The organism is Paenibacillus sp. FSL L8-0644 (genome assembly GCF_038008165.1).
GTDB lineage: Bacteria > Bacillota > Bacilli > Paenibacillales > Paenibacillaceae > Paenibacillus > Paenibacillus polymyxa_D.
The window spans coordinates 4,028,827-4,054,638 of the sequence record NZ_JBBOYN010000001.1 but is presented as its reverse complement, the minus strand read 5'-3'; the positions used below and the strand labels follow the sequence as shown (position 1 = coordinate 4,054,638).

23 protein-coding genes are annotated in these 25,812 nt (G+C 46.4%); 17 read left to right on the top strand and 6 right to left on the bottom strand.

The features are described from left to right. The first annotated feature begins 273 nt into the window (after positions 1-273). The 4 genes from cymR (at position 274) to NSS94_RS18330 (ending at position 2,736) form a co-directional block, all read left to right on the top strand. The gene (gene cymR, locus NSS94_RS18345; RefSeq protein ID WP_013311532.1) at positions 274-693 is read left to right on the top strand and encodes a cysteine metabolism transcriptional regulator CymR; all 420 of its coding nucleotides are present in this window, start codon (positions 274-276) and stop codon (positions 691-693) included. A 10-nt stretch (positions 694-703) separates the two neighbouring features. Next, entirely contained in the window at positions 704-1,855 is a 1,152-nt protein-coding gene (locus NSS94_RS18340; RefSeq protein WP_029515729.1) for a cysteine desulfurase family protein, read from the top strand. Between the two features lie 136 nt (positions 1,856-1,991). Continuing rightward, a complete protein-coding gene (locus NSS94_RS18335; RefSeq protein WP_029515728.1) occupies positions 1,992-2,513 on the top strand; it encodes a PRC-barrel domain-containing protein in 522 nt (173 codons plus the stop codon). A gap of 10 nt (positions 2,514-2,523) precedes the next feature. Further along, positions 2,524-2,736, top strand: a complete 213-nt coding sequence (locus NSS94_RS18330) for a hypothetical protein (protein WP_013311529.1) — start codon at positions 2,524-2,526, stop codon at positions 2,734-2,736. 165 nt (positions 2,737-2,901) lie between these two features. Here NSS94_RS18330 and NSS94_RS18325 read toward each other — a convergent pair whose 3' ends face one another. Then, positions 2,902-4,875: a methyl-accepting chemotaxis protein gene (locus NSS94_RS18325; RefSeq protein WP_029515727.1), complete on the bottom strand. Its 1,974-nt coding sequence runs from the start codon at positions 4,873-4,875 to the stop codon at positions 2,902-2,904. 211 nt (positions 4,876-5,086) lie between these two features. Here NSS94_RS18325 and NSS94_RS18320 point away from each other — a divergent pair, with 211 nt between their 5' ends. Further along, positions 5,087-6,154 (top strand): AI-2E family transporter, encoded by a 1,068-nt coding sequence (locus tag NSS94_RS18320; protein WP_029515726.1) that lies wholly within the window; start codon positions 5,087-5,089, stop codon positions 6,152-6,154. Positions 6,155-6,235: 81 nt separating this feature from the next. Here the strand turns inward: NSS94_RS18320 and NSS94_RS18315 are convergent, their stop codons facing one another. Next, positions 6,236-6,418 (bottom strand): hypothetical protein, encoded by a 183-nt coding sequence (locus NSS94_RS18315; RefSeq protein WP_142657862.1) that lies wholly within the window; start codon positions 6,416-6,418, stop codon positions 6,236-6,238. Between the two features lie 87 nt (positions 6,419-6,505). Between NSS94_RS18315 and alaS the strand changes: the two genes are divergently transcribed. The 10 genes from alaS (at position 6,506) to NSS94_RS18265 (ending at position 18,386) form a co-directional block, all read left to right on the top strand. After that, positions 6,506-9,139: an alanine--tRNA ligase gene (gene alaS / locus NSS94_RS18310; RefSeq protein WP_029515725.1), complete on the top strand. Its 2,634-nt coding sequence runs from the start codon at positions 6,506-6,508 to the stop codon at positions 9,137-9,139. Positions 9,140-9,275: 136 nt separating this feature from the next. Beyond that, entirely contained in the window at positions 9,276-9,536 is a 261-nt protein-coding gene (locus NSS94_RS18305; RefSeq protein ID WP_007431624.1) for an IreB family regulatory phosphoprotein, read from the top strand. A gap of 9 nt (positions 9,537-9,545) precedes the next feature. Next, entirely contained in the window at positions 9,546-9,962 is a 417-nt protein-coding gene (ruvX, locus tag NSS94_RS18300; RefSeq protein WP_029515724.1) for a Holliday junction resolvase RuvX, read from the top strand. A 13-nt stretch (positions 9,963-9,975) separates the two neighbouring features. Next, on the top strand, positions 9,976-10,284 hold the full coding sequence (locus tag NSS94_RS18295; protein ID WP_241113411.1) for a DUF1292 domain-containing protein: 309 nt from the start codon (positions 9,976-9,978) through the stop codon (positions 10,282-10,284). Then, positions 10,281-10,586: a DUF1292 domain-containing protein gene (locus NSS94_RS18290; protein ID WP_341039868.1), complete on the top strand. Its 306-nt coding sequence runs from the start codon at positions 10,281-10,283 to the stop codon at positions 10,584-10,586. The genes NSS94_RS18295 and NSS94_RS18290 overlap by 4 nt, the downstream gene beginning before the upstream one ends. Before the next feature lie 94 nt (positions 10,587-10,680). Then, positions 10,681-11,709 carry an endolytic transglycosylase MltG gene (gene mltG / locus NSS94_RS18285; protein ID WP_069012469.1) on the top strand — a complete coding sequence of 343 codons (1,029 nt, stop codon included), beginning with the start codon at positions 10,681-10,683 and terminating at the stop codon, positions 11,707-11,709. A gap of 11 nt (positions 11,710-11,720) precedes the next feature. Then, positions 11,721-12,650 carry a peptidase U32 family protein gene (locus NSS94_RS18280; protein WP_318627537.1) on the top strand — a complete coding sequence of 310 codons (930 nt, stop codon included), beginning with the start codon at positions 11,721-11,723 and terminating at the stop codon, positions 12,648-12,650. 32 nt (positions 12,651-12,682) lie between these two features. Beyond that, positions 12,683-14,014: a peptidase U32 family protein gene (locus NSS94_RS18275; RefSeq protein WP_069012471.1), complete on the top strand. Its 1,332-nt coding sequence runs from the start codon at positions 12,683-12,685 to the stop codon at positions 14,012-14,014. Positions 14,015-14,237: 223 nt separating this feature from the next. Then, positions 14,238-16,484, top strand: a complete 2,247-nt coding sequence (locus NSS94_RS18270; RefSeq protein WP_341039867.1) for a methyl-accepting chemotaxis protein — start codon at positions 14,238-14,240, stop codon at positions 16,482-16,484. A 126-nt stretch (positions 16,485-16,610) separates the two neighbouring features. Further along, on the top strand, positions 16,611-18,386 hold the full coding sequence (locus NSS94_RS18265; RefSeq protein WP_341039865.1) for a peptidoglycan D,D-transpeptidase FtsI family protein: 1,776 nt from the start codon (positions 16,611-16,613) through the stop codon (positions 18,384-18,386). On the opposite strand, the gene NSS94_RS18260 is transcribed toward NSS94_RS18265, so the two are convergent. Then, a complete protein-coding gene (locus tag NSS94_RS18260; RefSeq protein ID WP_069012474.1) occupies positions 18,374-19,528 on the bottom strand; it encodes an AI-2E family transporter in 1,155 nt (384 codons plus the stop codon). The genes NSS94_RS18265 and NSS94_RS18260 overlap by 13 nt on opposite strands. A 179-nt stretch (positions 19,529-19,707) precedes the next feature. Here NSS94_RS18260 and NSS94_RS18255 point away from each other — a divergent pair, with 179 nt between their 5' ends. Then, positions 19,708-21,093 (top strand): polysaccharide deacetylase family protein, encoded by a 1,386-nt coding sequence (locus tag NSS94_RS18255; RefSeq protein WP_069012475.1) that lies wholly within the window; start codon positions 19,708-19,710, stop codon positions 21,091-21,093. A gap of 99 nt (positions 21,094-21,192) precedes the next feature. Here NSS94_RS18255 and ilvD read toward each other — a convergent pair whose 3' ends face one another. From ilvD to NSS94_RS18240, 3 genes are all read right to left on the bottom strand, one after another. Next, on the bottom strand, positions 21,193-22,881 hold the full coding sequence (ilvD, locus tag NSS94_RS18250) for a dihydroxy-acid dehydratase (RefSeq protein WP_341039864.1): 1,689 nt from the start codon (positions 22,879-22,881) through the stop codon (positions 21,193-21,195). 345 nt (positions 22,882-23,226) lie between these two features. Then, the gene (locus NSS94_RS18245) at positions 23,227-23,475 is read right to left on the bottom strand and encodes a KGG domain-containing protein (protein WP_165149659.1); all 249 of its coding nucleotides are present in this window, start codon (positions 23,473-23,475) and stop codon (positions 23,227-23,229) included. 176 nt (positions 23,476-23,651) lie between these two features. Next, entirely contained in the window at positions 23,652-24,686 is a 1,035-nt protein-coding gene (locus NSS94_RS18240) for an acyltransferase family protein (protein WP_039272871.1), read from the bottom strand. Positions 24,687-24,999: 313 nt separating this feature from the next. Between NSS94_RS18240 and NSS94_RS18235 the strand changes: the two genes are divergently transcribed. After that, complete coding sequence (locus NSS94_RS18235) at positions 25,000-25,806, top strand: alpha/beta fold hydrolase (RefSeq protein ID WP_341039863.1); 807 nt, start codon at positions 25,000-25,002, stop codon at positions 25,804-25,806. Positions 25,807-25,812: the final 6 nt, after the last annotated feature.

Below are 25,812 nucleotides of genomic sequence, written 5' to 3'. Positions count from 1 at the left end.
AGAACCCACCTATTGTAACATAAACGATAATAAGATACGATGTTTGGACGATCAAACGACACGGCGAACGATGGAAGAAAGCTACATAAAGCGGGCTAAAGCTGTTCCAAATCGCCCGAAAGCAACTTTTTTTAAGATAGTTACCGTAATGTTTCCCTTTACCTGCCCTAATATGTTAACATAAGCTGAGGGTTAGGATCGGAATAGAGAGGTTTACAACACCAGTTATTCCGCGTGTTTAACGGAATTGTTACTATAAGTGAGGTGGCACAATTGAAAATATCAACGAAAGGCCGTTACGGCCTGACCATTATGATGGAACTTGCAGCCAGGTTTGGCGAAGGTCCAACTTCTTTGAAAAGTATTGCCGAAAAAAATCAGCTGTCAGAGCATTATCTGGAACAGCTCATTGCGCCTTTGCGTAATGCAGGTTTGGTAAAAAGTATCCGTGGTGCTTACGGCGGTTATATTTTGGCAAATGAACCGGCAGGAGTAACAGCGGGAGACATCATTCGTGTACTGGAAGGTCCGATTTCTCCGGTCGATTTCACGGAAGAAGACGATCCGGCAAAACGTCAGCTGTGGCTGCGAATTCGTGACAGCATCGCTGAAGTGTTGGATTCTACTACACTTAAGGACTTGATCACATACCAAGAACATGATGAATTGGATAATTACATGTTCTACATTTGAGGTGGATAACATGAACAGAATTTATCTGGATCATGCCGCATCGACTCCTATGCATCCTGAGGTTGCGCAGACTATGATGGACATCATGACTGGCCAATTCGGCAACGCTTCGAGCGTTCATGCCTTTGGCCGCGATGCCAAGCGCACCGTCAGCGCTGCTCGGGATGCCGTTGCGGCCTCTTTGGGCTGCAAGCCTGAAGAAATTATTTTTACGAGCGGAGGAACAGAAAGTGATAATCTGGCCCTGTTTGGGACGGCTACGGCAGACGGCCGTACTTCAGGGCATATGATTACAACTGCGGTTGAACATCATGCAGTGCTTCATGCTTGTGATGAGCTGGAAAAAGCGGGGTATGAGGTAACTTATGTCCCGGTCAACGGGTTTGGACGCGTGAACCCTGCGGATATCGAGGCTGCCATTCGACCAGATACTTTTTTGATCAGCATGATGTATGCCAACAATGAGGTGGGCGTCATTCAGCCGATCTCAGAAGTAGGGCAGATTGCGAGAGAACATGGAGTTGTATTCCATGTAGATGCGGTTCAAGCTTTCGGTCATATATCCATCGACTGCCGGAACCTCCCGATTGACTTACTGAGTGTGTCTGGTCATAAGATTAACGGACCGCAAGGGGTTGGGGCATTGTATATCCGCCAAGGTACACGCCTTCAGCCGCTAATGCATGGGGGACTTCAGGAAAAGAAACGCCGTGCCGGAACAGAAAATATCGCCGGTATTACGGGGCTGGCTAAAGCCGCAACTCTTGCTAATGCTTCCATTGAGGAGCGTGGGGCGCACGATACGGTTCTTCGCCAGACGTTGCTTAAAGGGTTGGAAGACACTCTGGGTAGCCAAAATTTTGTGATTAACGGTGACCCTGATCATTCTTTACCTAATGTTCTCAATGTTAGCTTTCCGGCCATTGGTACAGAGACCATGCTGATGAACCTTGATATGGAAGGAATCGCAGCAGCAAGCGGATCAGCCTGCACTTCCGGATCTTTAGAGCTATCGCATGTATTGCAGGCGATGGATCTTCCTGAAGATGTTTTACATTCAGCGATTCGGTTTAGCTTCGGTTTGGGTAATACTACGGAAGAAATGGAATACACGGCCAAGAAAATTGAAACCATATGGAAGCGGCTGCGTACTAGGTACTAGGGATTTCTCCGCATTTTAATAAGAAGGGAGGGGCGGTTTTTCCATTTCATTGCATGAACGGAAGCAAGGTCTGACAGGCATGTAGGAAAAGGACCGCACCTTCGTTCAGATTGCAGAATGAGGAGGTACCCTATATATGAAGCTTCAAGATATGATCGGACTTGCCGTTTTCGATGTGGAGGACGGGAAGCAGATTGGTAAAATACATGACTTTATGGTGACAGCGGATTGGCGAATCTCAGGGATCGAGTTGGAAGGAAAGGGACTTTTTTCTTCTCACGTGAAAATGGTTGCTTGGGATGACATCGTTGCTTACGGTGAGGATGCGATCATGATTCGCAATCAGCAGGCTGTGCGTAAAATGGAGGCCCATGATATACAACATACGTACTTGCTTGGGCCTTGTAAACTGAAGGATCTATCCGTGCTAACAGAGGAAGGGCTTATGCTCGGGCACATCTCGGATGTTTATTTTGACCAGGAAATGGGCAATAACATAATAGGCTTGGAAATCAGCGATGGTTTTGTATCGGATATTATAGAGGGGCGGAAATGGCTGCCCTGCACCGAAGAGATGTCCATCGGGGAAAATGCTGTTATGGTTCCCCCATTAAGCGAGCAGCGTCTGGAAAAAGCCATATATTCTGTTAATGGATAGGGTGAGTTTATTGAGATGTCCGAATTGTAATTCCAAAGATATCGGAAAAATTGGCTCCCATCAATTTTATTGCTGGGGATGCTTTATCGAACTTCAGGTGAATGGTGAAAAAATGTCTGTCTACCAAGTGGAAGAGGATGGAACGCTCAGTTCGCTGGACGACCTATTCTTTGGAGATGAGATGGCACAACAGGACTTGCCGCAAATTCACGCTTCTTCCTAAGCTGGACACCAAAAGTGGACAGGCTGCTTACTAAGAGGTGTGATCTACATACGGCTTAGTAGGTTGTATAACGCTTGATAAAAAACAACGAAGAGGGTGCCCCGTACGGCCATAATGGCTGAGGGCACCCTCTTTTGTATACCGTTATTGTGAAGATTGTAAGTTCTACAATTTAAAGCGTTTGACCTCTTCCAATAGAAGATCTGCATGAGAATCGAGTTTGGCAGAAAGGTCAGCAATATTATTCATGGCATGACCTTGTTCTTGCACAGAGGAGGCCACTTCCTCTGTAGATGCTGCACTTTGCTCAGAAACAGCGACAACGCTGGAAATGACGTCGGAAATATGCCCGGCATTCACACGGAGATCATCTGCGGCGGCTGTAACGTCCTCAATTTGGGCAAGCATATGCTGAGAAGCGCCACGAATGGACTCAAACGCCTGTCTCGTTGCAATGGCAGCGTGCTCCTGTTCTACAGTTACAGCAAGAGCCCTCTTCATTTCCTCCGCGCTTTGTACTCCTGCAATCTTAATTTCTTCCAGCTTACTCATGATACTGTCACTGGAACTGCCCGCTTGCTCAGCCAGCTTTCTCACTTCTCCCGCGACGACGGCAAAACCTCGTCCGTGTTCCCCGGCCCGTGCTGCTTCGATAGATGCATTGAGGGCCAGCAGGTTTGTTTGTGCGGCGATATCATGGATGGCTCCGGCCAGCCGCTCAATATCCTGAGTTTTTAGCGTGAGTGAATCTACGGCTTCCCCTGCCGCAGTCGTCGTTTGTCTGGACTCGGCGGCCAGTTTCGCTTGACGTTCAGCTGTTTCATACCCTGCAAGCACGGCAGAATCTGTTTCGAATACGGCAGTTTGGGTCCGTTTGACACTTTCGCCAATCTGGTCGATGGAGCCTGTCATGTGAGTCAGCTTCTCAGAGCCGGAATATACAGCCTCAGCTTGGTCGCTCGCTCCTTGGGCAAGTTCCTGAACTGCGCTGGAGATTTGTGACGCGATGGTTCCAGTATCCTTAGCGTGCTGATGCATATCATGGGAAGCTGAGCTGACATCGCCTGCAGTATCTGATACCTTGCGCAACAGGTGAGATAGATTATCAGACATGATATTAAAATCTGTACCCAGGCTGGCAATTTCATCTTTACCCTTAATGTCCACACGAGCTGTCATATCGCCTTCAGCTATACGTTTGACGTTCACTTGAAGCTTCCGAATTGGCTTGATAAAGTTGTTTGCCGCCCAGATTGCCAGCAGCATAGCAACGACCAAGATGATAGCAACGGTAATAATCAACTGATTACGAGTGGAGTAATACTCCTGAAAAGCAATATCTTTTGAAATGGACAATCCTACAATCCAGCCAGTGCTAGGCATCTTTTTAAAATAAAGCTGACGGTCACTGCCATTATAGGTATAGTCTGTTTTTCCCGAAGCTGTGCTCAGCAGGGCCGCAGTTGATGAACCCAACTCGGGCGTATCCTTAAGGTTTTTACCGGCCAGCTTGCTGTCTGGGTGTGCGACCACAACTCCATTCTGGTCAATCAGAAATGCGTAGCCTAATCCGTTCAGGTTTATGTCTTTAATGATTTTTGTCATATCATTTAACATAATATCCTCGCTGACTACCCCCGTGATAGAGCCGTTGGAATCTTTGAGAGGTTTAGCAATAGAAATGGTGAAGTCATTGCTGCCTGCATCGGTGTAAGGTGAGGAATAATACATTTCTCCCTTGGTTTTGGCATCCTTGTACCACGGACGAGCGCGAGGATCATAACCAGCTTCAAACCAGCCAGATCCATCCCAGTAGGATCCATCTTCAAAGCCTGCGTAGATGTTGGAAATATTTTGATCTTTATAGTTTTCAAAAGCTGCTTTCAGAGATACGGTTTTGGCATCTGATGAAATATCACTCGATTCCAGACCTGCAGCCAGTGTCTCGATAATTTTGGCATTGCCGCTGGTCCATCCGTCGAGCTGATTGACGGTTTCGGTGGCTTTACTAGTCATAAGCTCTTGTATGTCACGGTTAGCCTGATTTTTGATACTTGTCATGCTAATAACGGATAAAGGCCCGGCTGCAACGATAACAATGCAAGTGAAAAGGAGAATAAGCTTGATTTTTAAGTTCATGTAATGACCCCCGATGTTTCAGAAATATGAAATCCTAAAATAGTGCTTTGTACTTATATCGTCAGATGGAATGACTTTGTTAATTATTTTCATCCGTTTTCATCATTTTTTTACAATGGTAATCGATGGAGCATTCCAGACTCGCGGGAAGGATTAAAGTAGAGGTACAGGCATATACTTAAAGAAGGCTAGTCCGGTAAGGGGGCACGAAATGGAGCAATTAACGAAAAGTAGACTGTTCCGGTACGGAATATGGACGCTGCTGGGACTTGTCATTCTATATTTTATCTGGCTGCTGCGACCTTTGTTTTTTCATTTGTATGAATTTCTGAAAACAATCATTGCTCCGTTTGCGGTAGCGATGATCATCTCCTATGTACTTAATCCTGTTGTCAATATGCTGGGCGGTCGCAAGGTGCCTCGAAGCGTAGCTGTGCTGCTCATCTATGCTGTATTTTTGGCCAGTCTCGTTGTGATTCTGATGAACCTGATTCCGATGTTTATTGAACAACTGGATGAGCTGAATGAGCATCTGCCTGAGCTGACCATGCATGCACAGGGATTAATGACGAATATGGATAGCGGCATTTTGCCCCAAGGGGTGCGAACGGGTATGAATCAATGGTTTTTCCAACTAGAGAATCGGATGGCAACCGGAATTTCTACCTTTATGGATAACATCGGCGGGATGATCAACATGCTGTTCAATGTATTCATTGTACCGTTCCTCATTTTTTATATTTTGAAAGATTTTGATGTGTTCGAGCGGACGATTGTGTCTTACCTCCCGCGTTCTCGTCGTAAGGCGATTGTAACGGTACTTAAGGAAATTGATCAGGCGCTTGGCAACTATGTCAGGGGACAATTACTGGTATGCGTCATTATTGGCGTGCTGGCTTATCTCGGATATATGCTGATTGGCATGCCTTATGCGCTGTTGCTGGCAGGAGTGGTTGCGGTTTTTAACATCGTTCCATATTTGGGCCCCTTTTTGGGAGCCGCTCCGGCAGTAATCATGGCTTCTACAATCTCCTTCAAAATGGTGCTTTTGGTCGTGGTCGTTAACACTTGTATTCAAGTGTTGGAAAGCAATGTCATTTCTCCCCAGGTGGTAGGACGAACGCTGCATCTGCATCCGATAGCCATTATTTTCGCTCTGCTAGTGGGTGGTGAAATTGCGGGAATTACCGGCTTGATTTTAGCGGTTCCCGTGATGGCGGTATTAAAGGTAGGACTTCAACATTTTTTTGCTTATTACGTGAAGCGGAAAACGATCTGATTTTGTCCTTACACCGTATGTATCTTGTCTGATATCGCGTTGACACGGCTAAATGACACGGATATACTGAATTGAGTATGTTTAAATGTGTTTATCCAGTAGGGAAAGCTCATTTCGAAGTGCGGGCTGAACCCGCCGGGATGCTCCCGTTACCAGTGAAAACAAGGCGATCGATCGTCCGTTAAGCAAATGTTGGTGTGCAGCTTGCGCATGGGCATTTCGTACAGAGGGGACGGCGTTAACCAGGGTGGTACCGCGATACAATCGTCCCTGATCCGTTCAGGGGCGTTTTTCTGTTTTTTTATGGCCTGTGCCAGGAACCAGTGACACCATAATTAGGAGGCTACTTATATGAAAGCTAGTGAAATCCGCTCCAAATGGCTGGAGTTTTTTGAAAGCAAGGGACATGTGATTGAACCAAGCGCGCCGCTTGTTCCACATAAAGATCCTTCCCTGCTGTGGATTAATGCGGGTATGGCACCGCTTAAGCCTTATTTTGACGGACGTGTGAAGCCAGAAAATCCACGTATCGCCAATTCGCAAAAATGTATTCGGACGAACGATATTGAGAATGTCGGTAAAACGCGCCGCCATCACACCTTTTTCGAAATGCTCGGCAACTTTTCTATTGGCGACTATTTTAAGGAAGAAGTCATTACATGGGCATGGGAGTTTCTGACGGATCCAAAATGGATTGGTTTTGATCCGGAACGTCTGGCTGTAACTGTGTATCCTGAGGATGAGGAAGCGTACAAGCTGTGGAACGAAAAAGTTGGACTTCCTGCCGAACGTATCATCAAACTGGAAGATAACTTTTGGGATATCGGTGAAGGTCCTTGCGGACCTTGTACGGAAATCTTTTATGATCGTGGCGAAGCCTACGGTAGCGACATGACGGACCCTGAAATGTATCCGGGGGGAGAAAATGAGCGTTATCTGGAAGTGTGGAACCTCGTTTTCTCACAATTCAACCATAACAAAGACGGTAGCTATACGCCGCTTCCAAACAAAAATATTGATACAGGGGCTGGATTGGAGCGTTTTGCATCCATTCTGCAAAATGTGGATTCCAACTTTGATACGGATATCTTCCAGCCACTAATTCAAAAAACAGCGGCGATGGCAGGAGTGAAATATAACGAAAATGTGGACAGTGATGTGGCTCTTAAGGTTATTGCTGACCATGTTCGTACCGTAGCTTTTGCAATTGGTGACGGTGTGCTGCCTTCTAATGAAGGACGCGGTTACGTGATCCGCCGTTTGCTGCGCCGGGCTGTGCGCTATGGCAAAATGCTGGGCATGAACCGTCCATTTATGTTTGAGCTGGTGGAAACCGTTGGGGATGTCATGGGTGTGTATTACCCTGAGGTAGTGGACAAGCGTGATTTCATCATCAAAGTGATCAAAACGGAAGAGGAACGCTTCCATGAAACACTGACAGATGGATTGGCAATTTTGTCCGATATCAGTGCTCAGGCGAAGGCAGAAGGTCGCAATGTCATTAGTGGAGCAGATGCCTTCAAACTGTATGATACGTACGGGTTCCCATTCGATCTCACAGAGGATTATGCAGACGAGCAGGGCTTGAAAGTAGACCGTGAAGGCTTTGATGAAGCGATGCAGGAACAACGCAAACGCGCCCGTGATGCACATCAGGACAGCGCCAGCATGAAGATTCAGGGCGGAGCTTTGTCCGATCTGGCGGTTAAAAGTGAATTTGTTGGATATAATGACCTCGTAACTGAGTCTAAAATTGTGGCGATTGTATATGAAGATGTACTGGTGGACACTGTTAGTGAAGGGCAGTCTTGCCAGGTCGTGCTGGATGTGACTCCTTTCTATGCCGAAAGCGGAGGACAAGTCAGTGACCAAGGCTTGCTGCGTGGAGGTACGGTAACCGCGAAGGTCGAAGGATTGTTTAAGGCGCCACAAGGTCAGCATGTGCATCAGGTTGTTGTAGAAGCTGGTGAGCTGAACGTTGGCGATACGGTGAAAGCTGAAGTTGATCAAGCTTCACGTGGAGAAATTGAGAAAAACCATACGGCTACGCATTTGCTTCACAAAGCGCTTAAAGAAGTGCTGGGTGACCATGTCAATCAGGCGGGTTCTTTGGTAGAGCCTGGGCGTCTGCGTTTTGATTTCTCCCATTTTGGAAGCATTACACCAGAAGAACTGGCGGATATTGAACTGCGTGTAAACCGTGCCATCTGGAGCCAACTGGACGTTAATATTGAACTGAAACCGATTGATGAAGCCAAGGCTCTCGGAGCAATGGCGCTGTTCGGTGAAAAATATGGAGATATCGTGCGGGTCGTTAAAGTAGGCGATTACAGCATTGAACTATGCGGTGGCTGTCATGTCAGCAATACTTCGCAAATTGGCTTGTTCAAGCTTGTCAGCGAGAGCGGCATTGGATCAGGTGTACGTCGTATTGAAGCGGTGACCGGACGTTTTGGTTTTGAATATATGGAAGGTCAATTAGAGCTGTTGAAGGTATCGGCTGGACTTGTAAAATCCAAGCTGTCTGAGGTACCAAAGCGTATCGAATCATTGCAGCAACAAATTAAAGACCTTAGCCGTGAAAATGAATCGCTGCAGAGCAAGCTGAGCGTTATTGAGGCAGGCCAGCTGACCGATCAGGTCGTGCAAGCAGGCGGGGTGCAGCTGCTGGCTGCGCGCGTGCAGGCTTCCAGCATGGACGCGTTGCGTGCGATTGCTGATGAACTGAAAGGGAAACTTCCGGCTGCTGTGCTGGTGCTCGGCGCTGCAATGGACGATAAAGTTAATTTTGTCGTAGCAGTTCCGGCAGAGCATACCAAGGCCGGACTTCATGCAGGCAAGCTCGTGAAAGAAATTGCTGCCGTATGCGGTGGCGGCGGTGGCGGACGACCTGACATGGCGCAAGCCGGTGGTAAGGATGCCAGCAAGCTGGATGAAGCACTTCAACGTGCGCATGAACTGGTGGCGGCAGCCTCACAAGGATAAAGTTCGATATTTTTTGCAGATTTTTGGGAAAAAACGGGCTTAGATATTTCCTTGTAGGGCTTTGCTTATGGTATGATGTAAAAGAATAAGCTGGCATAAACATGTACACATGTTTTGTGGAAGCGAGGTGTCAACAATGGATTCCATGGACAAAACGGTCAAATTTAATGTCAAGGCAGATGAAAAGGAAGCTTCTGCTCAGGAGATTTTGTTGACCGTATATGATGCGTTGGTAGAAAAAGAATACAATCCGATCAATCAAATTGTCGGCTATTTGCTATCCGGTGATCCGGCTTATGTGCCACGGCATAATAATGCTAGAAGCCTGGTACGTAAAAAAGAACGCGATGAGTTGATTGAAGAGTTGGTTCGTTTCTATCTTGCTAAGCATCGTTAGGAGACAGGCATGAAAGTAATGGGATTGGATTACGGGGATCGCCGAATTGGGGTCGCCGTAAGTGATGCCTTCGGCTGGACCGCCCAAGGATTGGAAGTCATAGAACGACGCGGTGACGACAGCGAGTTCGGTAAAATTGCAAATTTGGTTCGTGAAAATGAGGTCGGCGAGGTTGTTGTTGGCTTGCCGAAAAACATGAACGGAACCGTGGGTCCACGCGGTGAGATTTGCATCGAGTTTGCGAACCGACTCAAGGAGTTACTGGGTTTACCCGTTCACCTTTGGGATGAACGGCTGACGACGCGTTCGGCGGAGCGTACGCTTCTGGAGGCCGACGTCAGCCGAAAAAAACGCAAGCAGGTGGTAGATAAACTGGCCGCAAGCCTGATCTTGCAAAACTATTTGGACGCACACAGTACAAGGTGAGGGGGATTTCGTAATGGCTGAAAATCAAGTGGGTATGGAAGAAGAGCCGGAAATTATTTATATTGCCGATGACGAGGGCAACGAGGAAGAGTTCGAGGTCATTATGAAGTTTGAGGTAGATGGTTCCGAAGCGAAGTACATGATGGTTGCGCCAGTGGACCCTGAAGCTGATGAGTCCGATGTGTACGCCTTCCGTTACGAGGAAGAAGGCGATGATATTAAATTGTTTGTGATCCAAGACGATGCCGAATGGGAAATCGTCGAAGAGACCTTTAATACATTCGTAGAAGAAGAGGAAGAGGAAGAGGAAGACGGGAAATGACGAGCTATTCACGTGAAGACCTGAGTTGGACCTCTGATTTGAAGGAAACGTTCGACGGCGATGTAGAGTTGCAGGATGAACGGGGCCATGCGATTCGCATGGAATTGGAAGCAGAGTTCAAGGTAGGGGAGCAACGGTACGCCGTATTGCGTAGACCCGGGGCTGCTGTTGGCGAACATGAACTTTACCATGTAAGCTCATCCACAGACGGCGAAATCTCTATCACCACCATTGAAGATGATGATGAGTGGGAAGATATTTCCGAACTGTACGATGAATGTACGTTGCCGGAAGAACTGTAAGTCTGGATAGCGATGAGATCAAACCTGAAAGGGCGGACCAGTCCGCCCTTTTTGGCTGTGAAGGAGTTGGGTGGATGTGAAGCGAAGGACGAGGATGTTTACGTTGTTGCTACTGCTTATCATTATAGCAGGAGGGGTAGCCCTCTATATTTGGAATGCCATGCAGCCTGTTCAGCCCCAAACACAACCCGTTGCTTTTACGGTGGTGCAGGGAACAGGAACATCGGCAATCGCAGATACGCTGGAGCAAAAGGGACTTATACGTAATGCGCTCGTGTTTAAGGCTTATGTAAAATTCAAACAGCAAGGAAGCGCATTTCAGGCCGGAAAATATGAGGCGCAGCCTGGCGCAACCTTTGATCAGTTGATTACTAAGTTATCGGCTGGAGATGTTGTCAAAGAGGAAATGATTCGTTTTACAATCCCGGAAGGTTTTACGATTAGACAGATGGCTGATAAGCTGCAAAAGGAAGGACTGGCAGACCGGCAGCAATTTTTGCAGCTGGCCAACGATCCGTCCGCTTTTGACGTCGCGCTGGTGCGGGACATTCCAAAGCAGGCGGGGCTTCGCTATGCGCTGGAGGGCTACCTTTTCCCGGAAACCTATGAGCTGAAAAAGGGCAGCACGGCCAAAGATATGATACAGGTGATGCTAGAACAGACACAAAAGCGGTTGGAGACTGTTTCCGATCTGGATGCCAAGCTGAAACAGCGGGGTGAAACGCTGCATCAACTGCTGACGGTTGCTTCTTTGGTAGAGCGCGAGGTGGTTGTGGAAGATGAGCGGTCTGTAGTAGCTGGCGTCATTTATAACCGGCTCAAACAGGGTAAGAAGCTGGAAATTGATGCTACGGTTCAATATATGCTGGACAAGCAAAAAGAACGGCTGTATTACAAGGATTTGGCTGTGGAAAGCCCTTATAATACGTATTTGCATCTGGGACTTCCACCAGGGCCGATTGCAAGTCCCAGTCTGAACTCAGTGATAGCGGCTTTACAGCCGAAAGCTACAGATTATTTATTTTATGTGACCAAAAAAGACGGGACACATGAACATTTGTTTGCCAAAACGTATAAAGAACATTTGCATAACATTCAGGTAAGTAACCGTAAGACAAATTAGGAGGTGAGCCTATGGCTTACAAACCCGAACTACTGGCAACTGCCAGCTCTCCGGAGGATGCCCGCCATATGCTGGGGGCTGGAGCTACTGCATTACTTATTGGAGATGACCGCTTTGGAATGCGACTGCCGGGACATTTTACACCGGACCAAATCCGTGAAGTGGTAGAAGAAGCACGCAAGCATGCGGCGCAGGTATATGTATCTATGACGAATTTGATGACGAACGAGCTATTGCCGCTCATTCCCGAATATGTGCAGACCCTAGCTGGATGCGGCATAGACGCCATTGAGTTTAATGATCCCGCAGTGCTTATGGCCGTGAAGGAGTATGCCCCGCATCTGAAGCTGTTCTGGAACGGTGAGATGATCTCTACCAACTTCGCAACCGCCAACTATTGGGGTGAAAAGGGGGCTTCCCGGGTCATTTTGGCTCGTGAGCTGAGTATGGATGAAATTACCGAAATGATACCAAAGTTGAACATAGAAGCACAGGTTCAGGTACATGGCATGACTAATATTTATCACTCCAAGCGTAAGCTTGTTCAAAGTTATATGCTGCACCAGGGACGTAATGTAGAAGGGGATTTGGGTAGAGGACGCGGCTTGTTTCTGATTGAAGCAGAGCGGAAAGAAGAGAAGTTCCCTATTTACGAGGATATAAATGGGACACATATTATGAGTTCAGATGATTTTTGCATCATGGAGGACCTGCATATTCTAATGGAGGCGGGCGTGCATAGCTTTAAGATCGAGGGCTTATTGAAGCCTACGGCTTACAATGAGGCGGTTGTTCGTGCTTATCGTAAAGCAATAGATAGTTATACAGCCGACCCAGATGCTTACGCTTATGATGAAAGCTGGCTGGATGAAGTTCGCCGTCTTCAAGATCCTGAACGGGAACTTTCCTTCGGATTTTTCTATAAAGAGCAGGTTTATTAATTTTAAAATGAATTTACAGAGGGGGGAACGTCATGGGGACGATAACCAAAGCGAGAAAATATATAGGTAAACGGAATCGTTTGGACAAGCCGGAGCTGTTGGCTCCTGCCGGAAATCTGGAAAAACTGAAGTTTGCCGTTCACTATGGCGCGGATGCTGTATATATTGGTGGACAAAAATATGGTCTGCGTTCTAACGCCGATAATTTCAGTTTTGAGGAAATGCGCGAAGGTGTAGAATTTGCGAACAAGTATGGTGCTAAAGTGCTTGTGGCCACCAACATCTATGCCCACAATGAAGATATTGCCGGAATTGAGGAGTACTTGCGCAATCTGTACGAGGCGGGAATTCATGCCGTTATCGTCGCTGATCCGGCTATTGTATCCGTGGCATTGCGCGCTGTTCCTGGATTGGAAGTGCATTTGAGCACACAGCAGTCCACGCTGAACTGGCAAGCGGTAAAGTTTTGGAAAAACGAGGGGTTACCGCGTGTGGTACTTGGACGTGAGACCAGTCTGGAGGAAATCGAAGAAATTAAAAAGCATGTGGACATCGAAATCGAGGCTTTTGTCCATGGTGCGATGTGCTCTTCATTTTCCGGCCGCTGCGTGTTGTCCAATCACTTTACAGACCGTGATTCCAATCGTGGGGGATGTTGTCAGTCTTGCCGCTGGAAATACGATCTGTTTGAGGATGCCCGCCCAGGTGAGGTTTGGATATCTGAAGAAGAGGCACAGGTTAGCAATGCACTGAAACAGTTCCAGCTCGGTGTTAACCAGCTTCCATTGTTTGAAGAGAGTGATAATGCTTTTTCTATGGGTTCCAAGGATCTATGTATGATTGAAAATGTCCCTGATCTGATTGATGTAGGTGTAGACAGTTTTAAAGTAGAGGGACGGATGAAGTCTATCCACTATGTGGCAACGGTCGTGAATGTCTATCGTCAAGCGATTGATTCCTATATGGCTGATCCTGAAAATTATGTGCTCAAACCAGAATGGATTGAAGAAATTAACAAGGCAGCTAATCGTCCGCTGAATACAGGGTTTTTCTACGATACACCGGATCATGAGGATCATATTTATGAGCCGGAAGAAAAGGCAGTCCCTTATGATTTTGCTGGACTAGTCATGGACTACGATGCCGCGAGTGGGATCGCAACTATTCAACAACGGAACCATTTTAAACCCGGTCATGAAATTGAATTTTTCGGTCCGAACGGAACATTCTTCAAACAAACGGTCGGAACGATCTGGGATGAGGAAGGCAACGAATTGGATGCTGCTCGTCACCCGCTTCAACGAATTAGAATGAAGGTAGATCAGCCCGTATCGTATTTTGATATGATGCGTAAAAAGAAATAAATAAGCCTTAAGTCACAGGTGAAAGAATCAAAAGCCTCTCCTATCGGTTGGAGAGGCCTTTTTTTGAATAGTTTTCTAGGAAAAAAGTTTCACAAAATTTAGTCGATGCTCAAAGGAAAGCTACATTCCTTGTCGAATAGTTCCGATAGAAGTTATATAGATAATAGATACATAATGGATGACGTGGAATTAGAAACTAATTATATGGTGGTAGGTGAGAGGAATGGGTTTACGGAAAAAAGAGGGGAATACAGTAAAAAGGCAACCCAAGAAAACGGATCAAATGCAGGGTTTGAAAGGCAGTAAAGCAACGAATAAAGGGGAACAAACGGTTGCGATGTCTTCGAAGGTTGCGCCCTGGTTAGCTAAGGCGATTCGTAAGGGTACACACAATTTAAAGCGTTTACTTAAGCCAGAAAGGTACAGTAAAGATTTCATGCATTTGGTCAAAAACTATAATCCGATACGTTCGGTTGGAATGAAGTTGTTTCTGATCTTTTTTGCGGCAATTATGTTATTTGTGGTCAGCTTGGGGATGCTCTCATACTACAAGGCTAAAAGTACGATTGAGCAAAATGCAGCAACGGCTTATCAGCAGACCGTTCAGCAAACTTCAGAAAAGCTTGACATTATTCTAGAGCGCTTTCAAGACACATCGACACAGGTATTTTTTGATACTGAATTAAGTGATCAGTTGCAAAAGGCTGTAAAGCAAGATAAAAATCCCTTTGCATCTTTTGTTGCTATGGGCGAAGTAAACAAGAAATTAACGAATATTGCTTTTACGAATAAAGCGATTGATTCATTGTATTTGTACCCGGAAGAAACCAAGTTTGCTGCTATGGGCACCGGAACACAAAAGGATGTACGGCAGGAAGCATGGTTTAAGGATATTTTGAAAAACAAGGGAATGGTTTGGCTACCTACGCAGGTGAATGACAATGGCAGCAAGACCTTTCGCCTAGCACGCTCCATGAACAGTATGTCCGGGTTGGGAGGGACTTACGTTCTGGTTATGGATTTAAAGTCCAGTGCGGTGGAGGACGAGTTGAAAGGTGTTAATTTGGGCTCAGGCAGTATGATTAGCCTTGTGACAGACAAGGGTGAGTTTGTAGGCTCTAACAATGAGAGCTTGGCTGGAGGAAAGACAAAGCTGGATTACGTTTCCAAGCTTGAGGGGATCGAAGGAAATCAAATTATGGAGCAGGAAGCAGACGGCAAAGAGCAAAATGTGCTTGCGGTTCATAATACGCTGGGAACTTCCAAATGGATTCTCGTGGGTGTAGTACCTGTATCTGAGCTGGTGAGAGACGCTAAGGGGATTCTAACCACGACCTGGATATTTGCTGCAGTGGCTGCACTCATTGCATTGTTCATTGGCCTATGGATCGTGCGTCTCGTGGCTCGTCCATTGACACACCTGAAGGATTTAATGGTCGAAGGCGCCAAAGGCAACTTGCAAATTCGAACGAACTATAAGGCTGAGGATGAAATTGGGCAGTTGTCAGAAAGCTTTGATATCATGATGGAGCAAATTACATTGCTGGTAGAGCAGACGAATGCCTCAGCTCAGGAGGTTCTGAAAACAGCGACGGAACTAGGCGATGCCTCGAAGAAGACAGCCATTTCAGCCAAAGAAATAGCAGCAGCAACGGAAGAAATTGCTCACGGCGCCGCCAGTTTGGCAACAGAGGCCGAACGTGGCAGCGGACTAACCGGGAATATATCTCAGCAAATGGATACGGTTATGGCTTCCAATCATGAAATGAGTCTGGTCGCACAAGAAGTTGAACAATCCAGTGAACAAGGGACAGTTCAACTGAAAACTCTATTGAGCAAGACTAAGGTTACGGAAGAAACTACGCATGCTCTGGTAGGCAAAGTAGATGAACTGAAGAAGACAACTTCCGATGTCTTTAAGGTGCTGGACGTATTACAGGATATTGCTAAACAAACGAATATTCTATCACTGAATGCGACGATTGAAGCAGCACGAGCGGGGACGGCTGGGCGTGGTTTTATGGTGGTAGCTAATGAGGTTCGGCAGTTGGCTGAACAATCACGTCAAGCTATTCGCACAGCTACGGGTATTACTAATAACATCGTCAATGAGATGAATGAAACGGTACAGGCATTATCTGAGGTGTACCCGCTGTTCCGGGAGCAAATGGGAGCCGTGCAGGAAACAACGGACATTTTCCAATCGGTGCAGCAGCAAATGGGAGAGTTCGCGCTTCGGTTGGGAACGGTCACCGCCTCCATTCATCATCTGAGTGAATCACAGACCACATTGTCCGAGGCAATGACCAATGTAAGTGCAGTAGCTGAGCAATCCTCGGCCACTTCACAGGAAGTCGCTTCACTCAGCACTGAACAGGCCAATATTGGTAATCAACTGGTAGGTTTGTCGGATAAACTGGAAGGAGTATCAGTGAACTTGAAGGAACAGCTTTCGCGGTTTACGGTGTAGATATAACTAAACCATGGGAATCAGGTTTGTCACTGATCTCCGTGGTTAACCCATTCAACGTTAAAAGTTGAGTGGGTTTTCTTTTTCAACTACAGGACATACTACTGGAAAAAAGATGAAAGAAGGATGGGTGTGCCGAGGCGTGGTAGCAGTTTCATACGAAAACGTCGAATTGCATATATGGCCTTGGGGGTGATGGCGCTACTGCTGATTTTATTATTCCGACTGGCTTGGCTTCAGGGGACAGCGGGCATTCATATGTCCGTTTATGGGGGGCATTCGCTTAAGGAAATGTCAGCACGTCAGCGACAGGAGGGCATTTCTATCGACTCTGGACGTGGACAGTTTACGGACCGGCATGGGCGACCCTTGACTGGCGGAGTAGTATGGACGCCAGTACTTTTTCCCGATGTAGATGGCAAAGCGGCTTTACATGGCGAAGAACTGGCCGAGCTACTGCGTACGAATAAGAAGCAACTACTGACACGATGGAAAAGGCTGCAATCCCCGCTCATATGGCGAGATGGGCGCGGAGAGCCCGTACAAATCAATCCGCATGAAGCAGGCAAGCTGCTGAAGTTAGCCCCTTCGCTTATTGAGCTTGTACCTTATGCGAAACGTTACAGGGATTTGCCCAATGGCAGGCAATGGCTTGGCTTTTTGTATGAACGTGCCGACCGAGCGAGTGAACTGCCGATGGGGGCAGCCGGGCTGGAAAGAACGCTGGAGCCGCTACTGAGCGGCGTCGGTGAAACGTTCGTCTCCCGATTTGTAGATGCGCAGCGTCGTCCATTGGCTCATGTACCGCTGCGTGTCAGTGCTCCATCCAATGGTCACTATCCATTACAGGTACAGACTACAATTGATCTACCTATACAGGAACAGATTGAAAAGCTGACGGAATCTAGTCATTTGGCAGAAGGGGCGGTGGTAGTGCTCGATGCAGGCAACGCGGATGTACTGGCGATGGTGTCTCGCCCTTTTTATAATCCCGGTCATGTTGATCCCCAGAAAAAAACAGACTGGTCTAATCGTGCACTTAAGGCGATAACGCCTGGTTCCATTTTTAAGTTGGTTACGGCTGCTGCTGCACTTGAATCAGGTGTTGTCCAACCGCAGGAACAATTCCATTGTCATGGAACTTATGGCAAGTACGGTTTGGCTTGCTGGAAAAAAGAAGGACACGGTACCCTGAACCTGGAGGAAGGGCTTGCCGTATCCTGTAATAGTGTGTTCGCTCATCTCGGTGAACGGCTTAATCCTGAGCAAATTCAGGCCACAGCCTCTGCACTGGGATTGGGCCGAACTGTGGGCTGGCAGGAGAGGAATCTTGCAGGACTACCTCAATTCAGACCGCTGGATCACGAAGAAAAGGGAGCCGTATTCGGCCCCCATACGAACGCGTCTGATCCGGGCGTACGTGTACAGACAGCTATCGGCCAACGTGATGTGCTGGTGACGCCTCTCCAAGCTGCCAATCTCATCGTTACCTTGCTGCATGATGGTCAAGTACATGCACCACGCGTCGTCAAACGCATCAGTTATGCAGATGGTAGCACCTTACTGGAACTACCTACTCACGCTGCACCTTCACCTGAGGGTAGCCGCTTGATTCATACATCGACGGCTCGCACGCTTCGTGAAGCAATGGAAAAGGTTGTGACACAGGGGACTGGTGCCTCGTTGCGTAATAAATCATGGAATCTGGCCGGCAAATCAGGTACGGCCCAAGCTTTGAAGAACGGTCAACCTATAAATCACCAGTGGTTTATAGGTTATGGTCCGATAGAGCGGCCTCGTTATGCGGTCGCCGTCCTTGTGCAAAATGCTTTAACAGATTCTACAAATCAAGCTACAGCACTGTTTGGTCAAGTGATGGATCTGTTAGCTCAATCCTCTTGAGTACCACGAGTAGCTTCACGATCCTCCTCCTGTATTTTAACGATAAACGGAGGCTCGTCAAATTCCTCTGTCGGAAACCGAATCCATTGCTGCAGATAGCCTTGCTGCCACAATTCCTTGAGCAAAATGATCAGAATGGGTGACAGAATTAAGCCGGCTAGTCCAAAGATGGACAACGATATAATGGCAAAGGAAAGCATCAGATAGGCAGATGAAACACCGATGGAATTACCAGTGATTTTAGGCTCTGCCAGCTGGCGGACGATCACCGTGACAGCCATGACAATAAGCAGGCCTACAGCCAGGCCGGTATTGCCTGTGATGAACAGATACACTGCCCACGGAATAAAAATAACAGGCACACCCAACAAGGGCAGGATATCAAACAAAGCTGCCACGAGCGCCAATGAGAGGGCATTATCCACTTGCAAAATGAGTAAACCTATAAATACGAGAACAAAGGTAATCCCTACCAGTAGAGCTTGAGCCTTGAGAAAAGCGGAGATAGCTTTAAGTACGTGGTTTTTCAGAAAAAGATAAGCAGTTTTTAGTGTCTTGGGTGTTTTACTACGGGCAATGCTCTTCCAAAGATTAATTTCCATACTTAAAAAGAACGCTAAAATGATTGCAATGGCAAAGTTGCCCATAAAAACAGTGAAAGAACTGAGGAACTGTATGAAAAAGGATAAGCCTAGCTGTGCCCATTTCGTAGCAATGGTGGTGGCAGTCGCAAAATATTCATTCACACGTTCGGTAACACCCGGAGGTAAAGCAGCGATTTTATCTTGAGAAAGATGAAGATACCGCGTGAATTCCGCTTGGATAATCTGAGTATACTGTGGGAGGTTTTGCGCGACTTTCGTAAATTGCGTAACCAGAATCAGACCCAATCCGAAAAAAATAGCAAGTAAAAGGATAATAAACAGCAATACGGAGAGTGCGGAGGCAAAAGGTTTTTTCATTCCTTTTCGATGAAAATAACGGGCAGCAGGTTCAATGCACCAGAACACGACGAACGAAAGGAACACAGGTGCGGCAAGTTGATACAGTTTGCTGGATACGAACATAATTAAATACACGGTTAATACGATCAAACCGATATCAAAAACGGTACGCCAATATTTTTTGTACAATGGAAGCATATGGATACAACGACTCCTTTTAGATTTTTATTTATTGTACACTAAATTGGACCTCAATGCTGACCATATGAAGTAGCGAAATCTCGGCATGTTTACATCATTGTGATAACATATAAGTAAGTGAGTTTTCCTCAGGAAGCCTGCTTGGGGAGTTCAGAATAGAAAAGTGGGGATAAAACGTGCAGACTTTGCTGTTATGGATGTTTTACATTTCAACTTTTTATGCTTTTATTCCGGCGCTGGTTAGTCGTATATTTGGTTTCCGGGTGTTCAGGCGCGGCAAAAGTGAACAAGAATATGCGCTCACCTTTGATGATGGCCCTGATCCAGTGTATACATCGCAGCTGCTTGATTTACTGAAGTGTTTTGATGCCAAAGCTACTTTTTTTGTTGTTGGGATAAATGCAGAAAAACACCCTGAGCTTCTGAAACGCATGCATGATGAAGGTCATCTAATTGGTATTCATAATTATGTGCACAAATCGAATTGGCTTATGCGGCCTGTTACTGTTAGAAGACAAATTGCCCAGACAGAGTCAGTCATTCGTCGAGTAACTGGCGAGGGAACGACCTTTTATCGCCCACCTTGGGGGATAGTGAACTTCTTTGATATTTCCAACACCAATGGTCGTCGAATCGTATTATGGTCTTCCATGTTCGGGGACTGGAAGGCAAGCATTGGAGCTAAACAATTGGCAGAGAGAATGCTTAAAAAGCTAAGGGGTGGCGAGGTGATGCTGCTCCATGACTGTGGTACGACATTGGGGGCAGACGCGGAAGCGCCACAGAATATGCTAATCGCACTGGAGAAGCTACTGAGGGTCGCCCAAGAACGACAATTACGCAGCGTGCGGGTGGATACATTGTTTTGCCGTCAGTCTGTCAATCAACCTACTGCCTCCGAGATGTCCAGTACGGGTTGGTATAAAAGAACGCTGGTATTTGGATGGCTTCAGTATGAGCGTCTATTTCATGTTTTGTTTCGTCTTCGTCCCGTAAGTCAGGAGGATACGATCTTTTATTATCGTCGCCGTATCTATCATGGGCCAAATGTAAATATGGAGAACAGCAGGTGGCTAAAAAAAGGGGACCCGGTAATCGAACTTCATTTTGATAATAAAAAGTTGTTCCAATTGGGTTCGACGGCAAAGTCGATGGTACATCTAGCTATTCAATTAATTCGGATTGTAAAAAAACAACTTCCTGATCTGACCCAACGCATTGTACATGATTCTGAAATGAAGGGTGTAAAGGCGATCTATGCAGTAAGTATGATTCATCGGGGACCAGAGAAGTTGGGATTTCAAGTTCGAGAGCTTCCCAAAGGATTGTTTAAGCATGTGTCCACTGTATATCTTAAGCTGTTATTTCGTGTTATCCATCCTTCGGGCTTAGAGAAATTGAATGAAAAAAAAGATGTAATGGTACCGAAAATAATTGTGATGCCACTGGATACCTTGTTTGAACGTTTTCATCAGGGAGACTCACACCGCTCAAACGAAGCTCTTGAGCAAACAGCTCAGAGAGATGATGTCCATGCACTCAACAGCGAGCTGACTGAATAGGCTAACCCTGATGACCTAATAAAAAAGCCTCTCGATCCTTTGTTAGGGATCGAGAGGCTTTTTAGCCGTTCATAAAGTAGTCCTATCTTAGCAAAGCATTTAGATTTTCATAATTCCGCCGTTACTTGCGTTCGTCACCAGCTTGGAATAACGCGCCAGGTAACCCGTTTTCACCTTCGGCTCAAAGCCTTTCCAGTTGGCGCGACGACGTTCGAATTCTTCGTCCGTAATCTGGAGCTCAATCTTACGATTGTTCAAGTCCAGCTCGATGATATCGCCGTCCTCAACAAAAGCGATAGGTCCGCCTTCTGCAGCTTCGGGGGAAATATGACCGATGGAGATACCACGGGAAGCACCTGAGAAACGCCCGTCTGTAATCAGACCCACCTTGGCACCAAGCCCCATGCCCACGATTTGTGAAGTTGGAGCGAGCATTTCAGGCATACCAGGTCCGCCCTTTGGACCTTCATAACGAATAACAACAACGTGTCCTTCATTAATTTTACCGTTGGCGATACCTGCCAGTGCATCTTCCTGTGAATCAAAGCAGATAGCAGGACCCTTGTGATAGCCACCAACCGAAGCATCAACTGCACCGACTTTAATGATGGAGCCTTGCGGTGCCAGATTACCGAATAATACAGCCAGACCGCCGCGTTCGGAATAAGGGTTGTCCAGTTTGTGGATGACGTTAGTGTCCAGAATTTCCTGACCCTCTACGTTTTCACGAATGGTTTTTCCGGTTACAGTAATACAGTCTCCATGCAGTGCGCCCGGTTTCTTCAACAATTCATTCAACACTGCGCTTACGCCGCCTGCATTATGAACATCCTCAATATGATAGTCGGAAGCAGGTGCCAATTTGGACAAATGAGGTACGCGGTTTGCGACTTCATTAATACGTTCGATAGGGTAGTCAACTTCTGCTTCATGGGCAAGTGCCAATGTATGCAATACTGTATTCGTGGAACCGCCCATTGCCATATCCAATGCAAATGCATTATCAATAGCTTCTTTAGTCACGATATCACGTGGTTTAAGATCCAGCTTAATCAATTCCATCAATTGGCGTGCAGATTGTTTAACGAATTCTTTACGTTCTTCTGCTACTGCAAGAATGGTGCCGTTACCCGGCATAGCCAGACCCATCGCTTCTGCGAGACAGTTCATGGAATTCGCTGTGAACATCCCTGAACAGGAGCCACATGTCGGACAGCCATATTGTTCTAATTCAAGCAAGCTTTGATCATCGATTTTACCAGCCTGATATGCACCTACGCCTTCGAAGACGGAGGTCAGGGAAATAGAGCGTCCGTTCTTGTCTTTACCAGCTTTCATAGGGCCGCCGCTGACGAAAATAGTTGGAATGTTAACGCGCAATGCGCCCATCATCATGCCAGGGGTAATTTTATCACAGTTAGGAATACAAACCATGCCGTCAAACCAGTGAGCGGACACGACAGTTTCCAGAGAGTCAGCTATAATTTCGCGACTGGGCAGAGAATAACGCATACCGATGTGGCCCATGGCAATGCCGTCGTCTACACCGATGGTGTTAAACTCGAAAGGTACACCGCCTGCGTCACGAATGGCTTGCTTGACAATTTTGCCAAATTCCTGCAAATGAACGTGGCCCGGTACGATATCAATATACGAGTTACATACCGCAATAAACGGTTTGTCAAAATCTTCTTCCTTGACACCCGCTGCGCGCAGCAAGCTGCGGTGAGGAGCGCGATCAAAGCCTTTTTTAATCATATCGGAACGCATTTTCGTCTTAGCTGTCATGATGCTGGTTTCCCCCCAAAGTATAAAAATAGTATGGCGTTCAATGGACGCCGTGATAGCGCAGATGTTTTCTAAAGAGTCTATCATAGATGTGAGCTTTTTTCTACATATATGAAGATATTGAGAAAATACAAGAAGTGTTCTGTAATCAACAATATATAGACATGAGCAGTTTTATTTCTCTATATATTGCATTTAGAAGAGGTTTTAATTTGAATCTATTAGAAATATCTAAACTGATAGGTTTGCGTATCAGGTAAAATATGAAAGGGCCCATTCCGCAATAAAGCGGATGGGCTCAAGCTTGTTTTTATGTTAAAGGAGGGCGGAAGAGGACATTACACCTTAATTTCTGCCGCCTTTACGACCGATGTCTCTGTAGAAATCTTTGTCATGCGACTCAGCTGTAGCATCGCCGCCCTTTTTGCCGATTTCCTGATAAAATTCTTTATCGTGAGAGTTTGCGGTTGCTTCCCCGCCTTTTTTACCAATCTCCTGATAAAATTCCTTATTGTGCTTCTTGGAAGTAGCCTCTCCACCCATACGACCTGCCTCTTCGCGACTCATTTTCCCCTGATTTTGATTACGTGCCATTACAAATCACTCCTTAATAAAAAAGTTGTTTTTTGTTGCGCGCATCCTTTACTTACCACGTCACGCCTGTATGAAACAGGCTCCAAGTGGAGTAAAGAGGGGGTAGACTCGCTTACATGTTGGTCTGTAAGTGGGTTGTGGCGTGTTCAATGTTAAATAAAAAATGGATAAAAAAATTACGCGGACCGTCTAAAGGGATAAGGAGCTGGCTTTAGCATCCACTCTACCTGTGGCTCAATCAGAGGTCGTGTTGCAGTTCGAACCCAAGGCATGGTCAACATACAGCACAGACCAGCAGCACACACTACAATCAACATGACTTCCACTGGAGTGTCTATATATTCGTAGACTCCCTTCGCAACGACGGTACGGACGATCAAGCCATGCAGTAAGAAGACATATAGTGTCCGTCTTCCCATCTCGGTTATACGTCCTGTGACAGCTGGAACAAAGCTTAGGAACGCCATGGATGCTATCCATTGAACTCCATAAATGCCGATGCGGTAAATTCCTGCGTACCATTCGGTATGGCCCAATTCACCGTAAGTCATATTGCCATACAGCCAGCCTGCCGGGATGTCGAAATACGACGTTCCCGCCAGTACCATAAGCAGAAGAGATATAAAGCCAGCGATTATGCGGACTGGAGCTGTGAAGAACCGCCGAACGTCCGCATAATTCAAATGATAACCTGCTACAAAGTAAGGCAAATAAACAAAGGTTCTGCATACGCTCAGCCATATACCATCCACAGGGAGATACCCGACGAGGATACCGAGCAGCACGGATATACCCAATTGGAGGACAGGTGGTATTTTCTGAAAAGACAGCATTAGCAGTCTCCAACAGATATGGCTGGCAAGGAACCAGAGTAGCAAATAAGGAGCAAAGAACGAATGATGGATATGGGGAACGTGGAAGAGCGCAACATCCAAGATCGAATAGAGCGATTGAAAAATAAGATATTGCATACCGATCTGAAGCAGAACTTTTCGGCCTGCAGATCCGGTCAAAGATGTTTGGGCAAAGTAGCCTGTAACGAGTACAAACAACGGCATATGAAACATGAATATCCAGCTGAACCATTGTTGAGCAATATGAAATGAACCGACTAGAGGTTCCAGAGCATTTCCTGCAAATACGCATATGATCAACAGAAATCGCAAATTGAGAAAGAAGCTTTCCCCTTGTACATCATGGCTTGTCGTCATGTGTTTCCCTCCGAGCGGCTTCTGCCGAATAAACTATTTAAAAAATAATTCTTTACAAGGAACAAGGTACGATACTCTGGACTTTATCATTGTGATTTTATTCACAATAGTAAGCGTTATCATAACCTTATTGTGTGGCGAAAGCTTGAACACCAGACAAAGACGGGCTAATACCTGGAAATGTATGCTGATTTGACCCTGTGTGTGCAACGATGTTACCCTAACAAGGCTATAGTTACGCTGAGAATACAGCGGCACATTTTATATTCAAATTACGAATTACGAGGTACGAAAGGCGAAAGGAACTTTTACAATGAGAAGAAGAACAAGAAGATCATACAATTCATATGGGACACGTGGTCCTCGGAGAATATGGAAAGTTCTCTTAGGCATCCTGATTATTATTGCACTGATAGCAGGGTGGGGAGCATGGAAGGTATTTACGCCTTATCAGCCTGACGAGACGGCGGCGGCTGCATTAGCCGAAGTAGCGGATGCTGTGAAAGTAAATGAACAAGAACATTGGGTTGGTTTTGAGCCTGTAAAAAGAAGCGGAGCTGGAGTCATTTTGTATCCAGGGGCGTTGGTGAAGCCCGAAAGCTATGCGCCTTTGGCACGCCGTCTGGCGGAAAAGGGTCATCATGTGATTATTGCAAAAATGCCACTCAACCTTGCATTGATCTCCCCGGATCTAGCGAATGAAGTGCTAAAGGCATATCCGAAAGAAGCGTTTTTTATTGGAGGCCATTCGTTAGGTGGAGTGATGGCGGCCCGATATGCAGCTGCGCATCCTGATCAGGTCAAAGGTGTATTTTTCCTTGCCTCCTACCCGGATAACAAAGGAAATTTAAAGGATAAAAATCTGCCTGTTATTTCTCTACTGGGAAGTGATGATGGAGTCGTCCAGATGGAAAATGTCCAAAGTGGTAGAACTTATTTACCAGCCAACACGCTGTATTTTACAGTCGAAGGGGGTAATCATGCTCAATTCGGCAGTTATGGTGCCCAAAAAGGGGATAATCCTGCAAAAATTAGCGCTGTCGAGCAATGGAATCAGACGGTAACGGCTTTACAGGACTGGATGAAAGAAAGTGTGGATGTGGCTCCTAAGAATCAGTAAAGGAGG

Excerpts from the sequence above, each read along its gene's own strand:
- ilvD (WP_341039864.1), bottom strand. The coding sequence starts at position 22,881 with ATGACAGCTAAGACGAAAATGCGTTCCGATATGATTAAAAAAGGCTTT.
- NSS94_RS18280 (WP_318627537.1), top strand. The coding sequence starts at position 11,721 with ATGGCTTACAAACCCGAACTACTGGCAACTGCCAGCTCTCCGGAGGAT.
- NSS94_RS18235 (WP_341039863.1), top strand. The coding sequence starts at position 25,000 with ATGAGAAGAAGAACAAGAAGATCATACAATTCATATGGGACACGTGGT.
- ruvX (WP_029515724.1), top strand. The coding sequence starts at position 9,546 with ATGAAAGTAATGGGATTGGATTACGGGGATCGCCGAATTGGGGTCGCC.
- NSS94_RS18305 (WP_007431624.1), top strand. The coding sequence starts at position 9,276 with ATGGATTCCATGGACAAAACGGTCAAATTTAATGTCAAGGCAGATGAA.
- NSS94_RS18260 (WP_069012474.1), bottom strand. The coding sequence starts at position 19,528 with ATGCTTCCATTGTACAAAAAATATTGGCGTACCGTTTTTGATATCGGT.
- NSS94_RS18290 (WP_341039868.1), top strand. The coding sequence starts at position 10,281 with ATGACGAGCTATTCACGTGAAGACCTGAGTTGGACCTCTGATTTGAAG.
- NSS94_RS18270 (WP_341039867.1), top strand. The coding sequence starts at position 14,238 with ATGGGTTTACGGAAAAAAGAGGGGAATACAGTAAAAAGGCAACCCAAG.
- alaS (WP_029515725.1), top strand. The coding sequence starts at position 6,506 with ATGAAAGCTAGTGAAATCCGCTCCAAATGGCTGGAGTTTTTTGAAAGC.
- mltG (WP_069012469.1), top strand. The coding sequence starts at position 10,681 with ATGTTTACGTTGTTGCTACTGCTTATCATTATAGCAGGAGGGGTAGCC.
- NSS94_RS18265 (WP_341039865.1), top strand. The coding sequence starts at position 16,611 with ATGGGTGTGCCGAGGCGTGGTAGCAGTTTCATACGAAAACGTCGAATT.
- NSS94_RS18275 (WP_069012471.1), top strand. The coding sequence starts at position 12,683 with ATGGGGACGATAACCAAAGCGAGAAAATATATAGGTAAACGGAATCGT.
- NSS94_RS18340 (WP_029515729.1), top strand. The coding sequence starts at position 704 with ATGAACAGAATTTATCTGGATCATGCCGCATCGACTCCTATGCATCCT.
- NSS94_RS18325 (WP_029515727.1), bottom strand. The coding sequence starts at position 4,875 with ATGAACTTAAAAATCAAGCTTATTCTCCTTTTCACTTGCATTGTTATC.
- NSS94_RS18320 (WP_029515726.1), top strand. The coding sequence starts at position 5,087 with ATGGAGCAATTAACGAAAAGTAGACTGTTCCGGTACGGAATATGGACG.
- NSS94_RS18240 (WP_039272871.1), bottom strand. The coding sequence starts at position 24,686 with ATGACGACAAGCCATGATGTACAAGGGGAAAGCTTCTTTCTCAATTTG.
- NSS94_RS18295 (WP_241113411.1), top strand. The coding sequence starts at position 9,976 with ATGGCTGAAAATCAAGTGGGTATGGAAGAAGAGCCGGAAATTATTTAT.
- NSS94_RS18245 (WP_165149659.1), bottom strand. The coding sequence starts at position 23,475 with ATGGCACGTAATCAAAATCAGGGGAAAATGAGTCGCGAAGAGGCAGGT.
- NSS94_RS18335 (WP_029515728.1), top strand. The coding sequence starts at position 1,992 with ATGAAGCTTCAAGATATGATCGGACTTGCCGTTTTCGATGTGGAGGAC.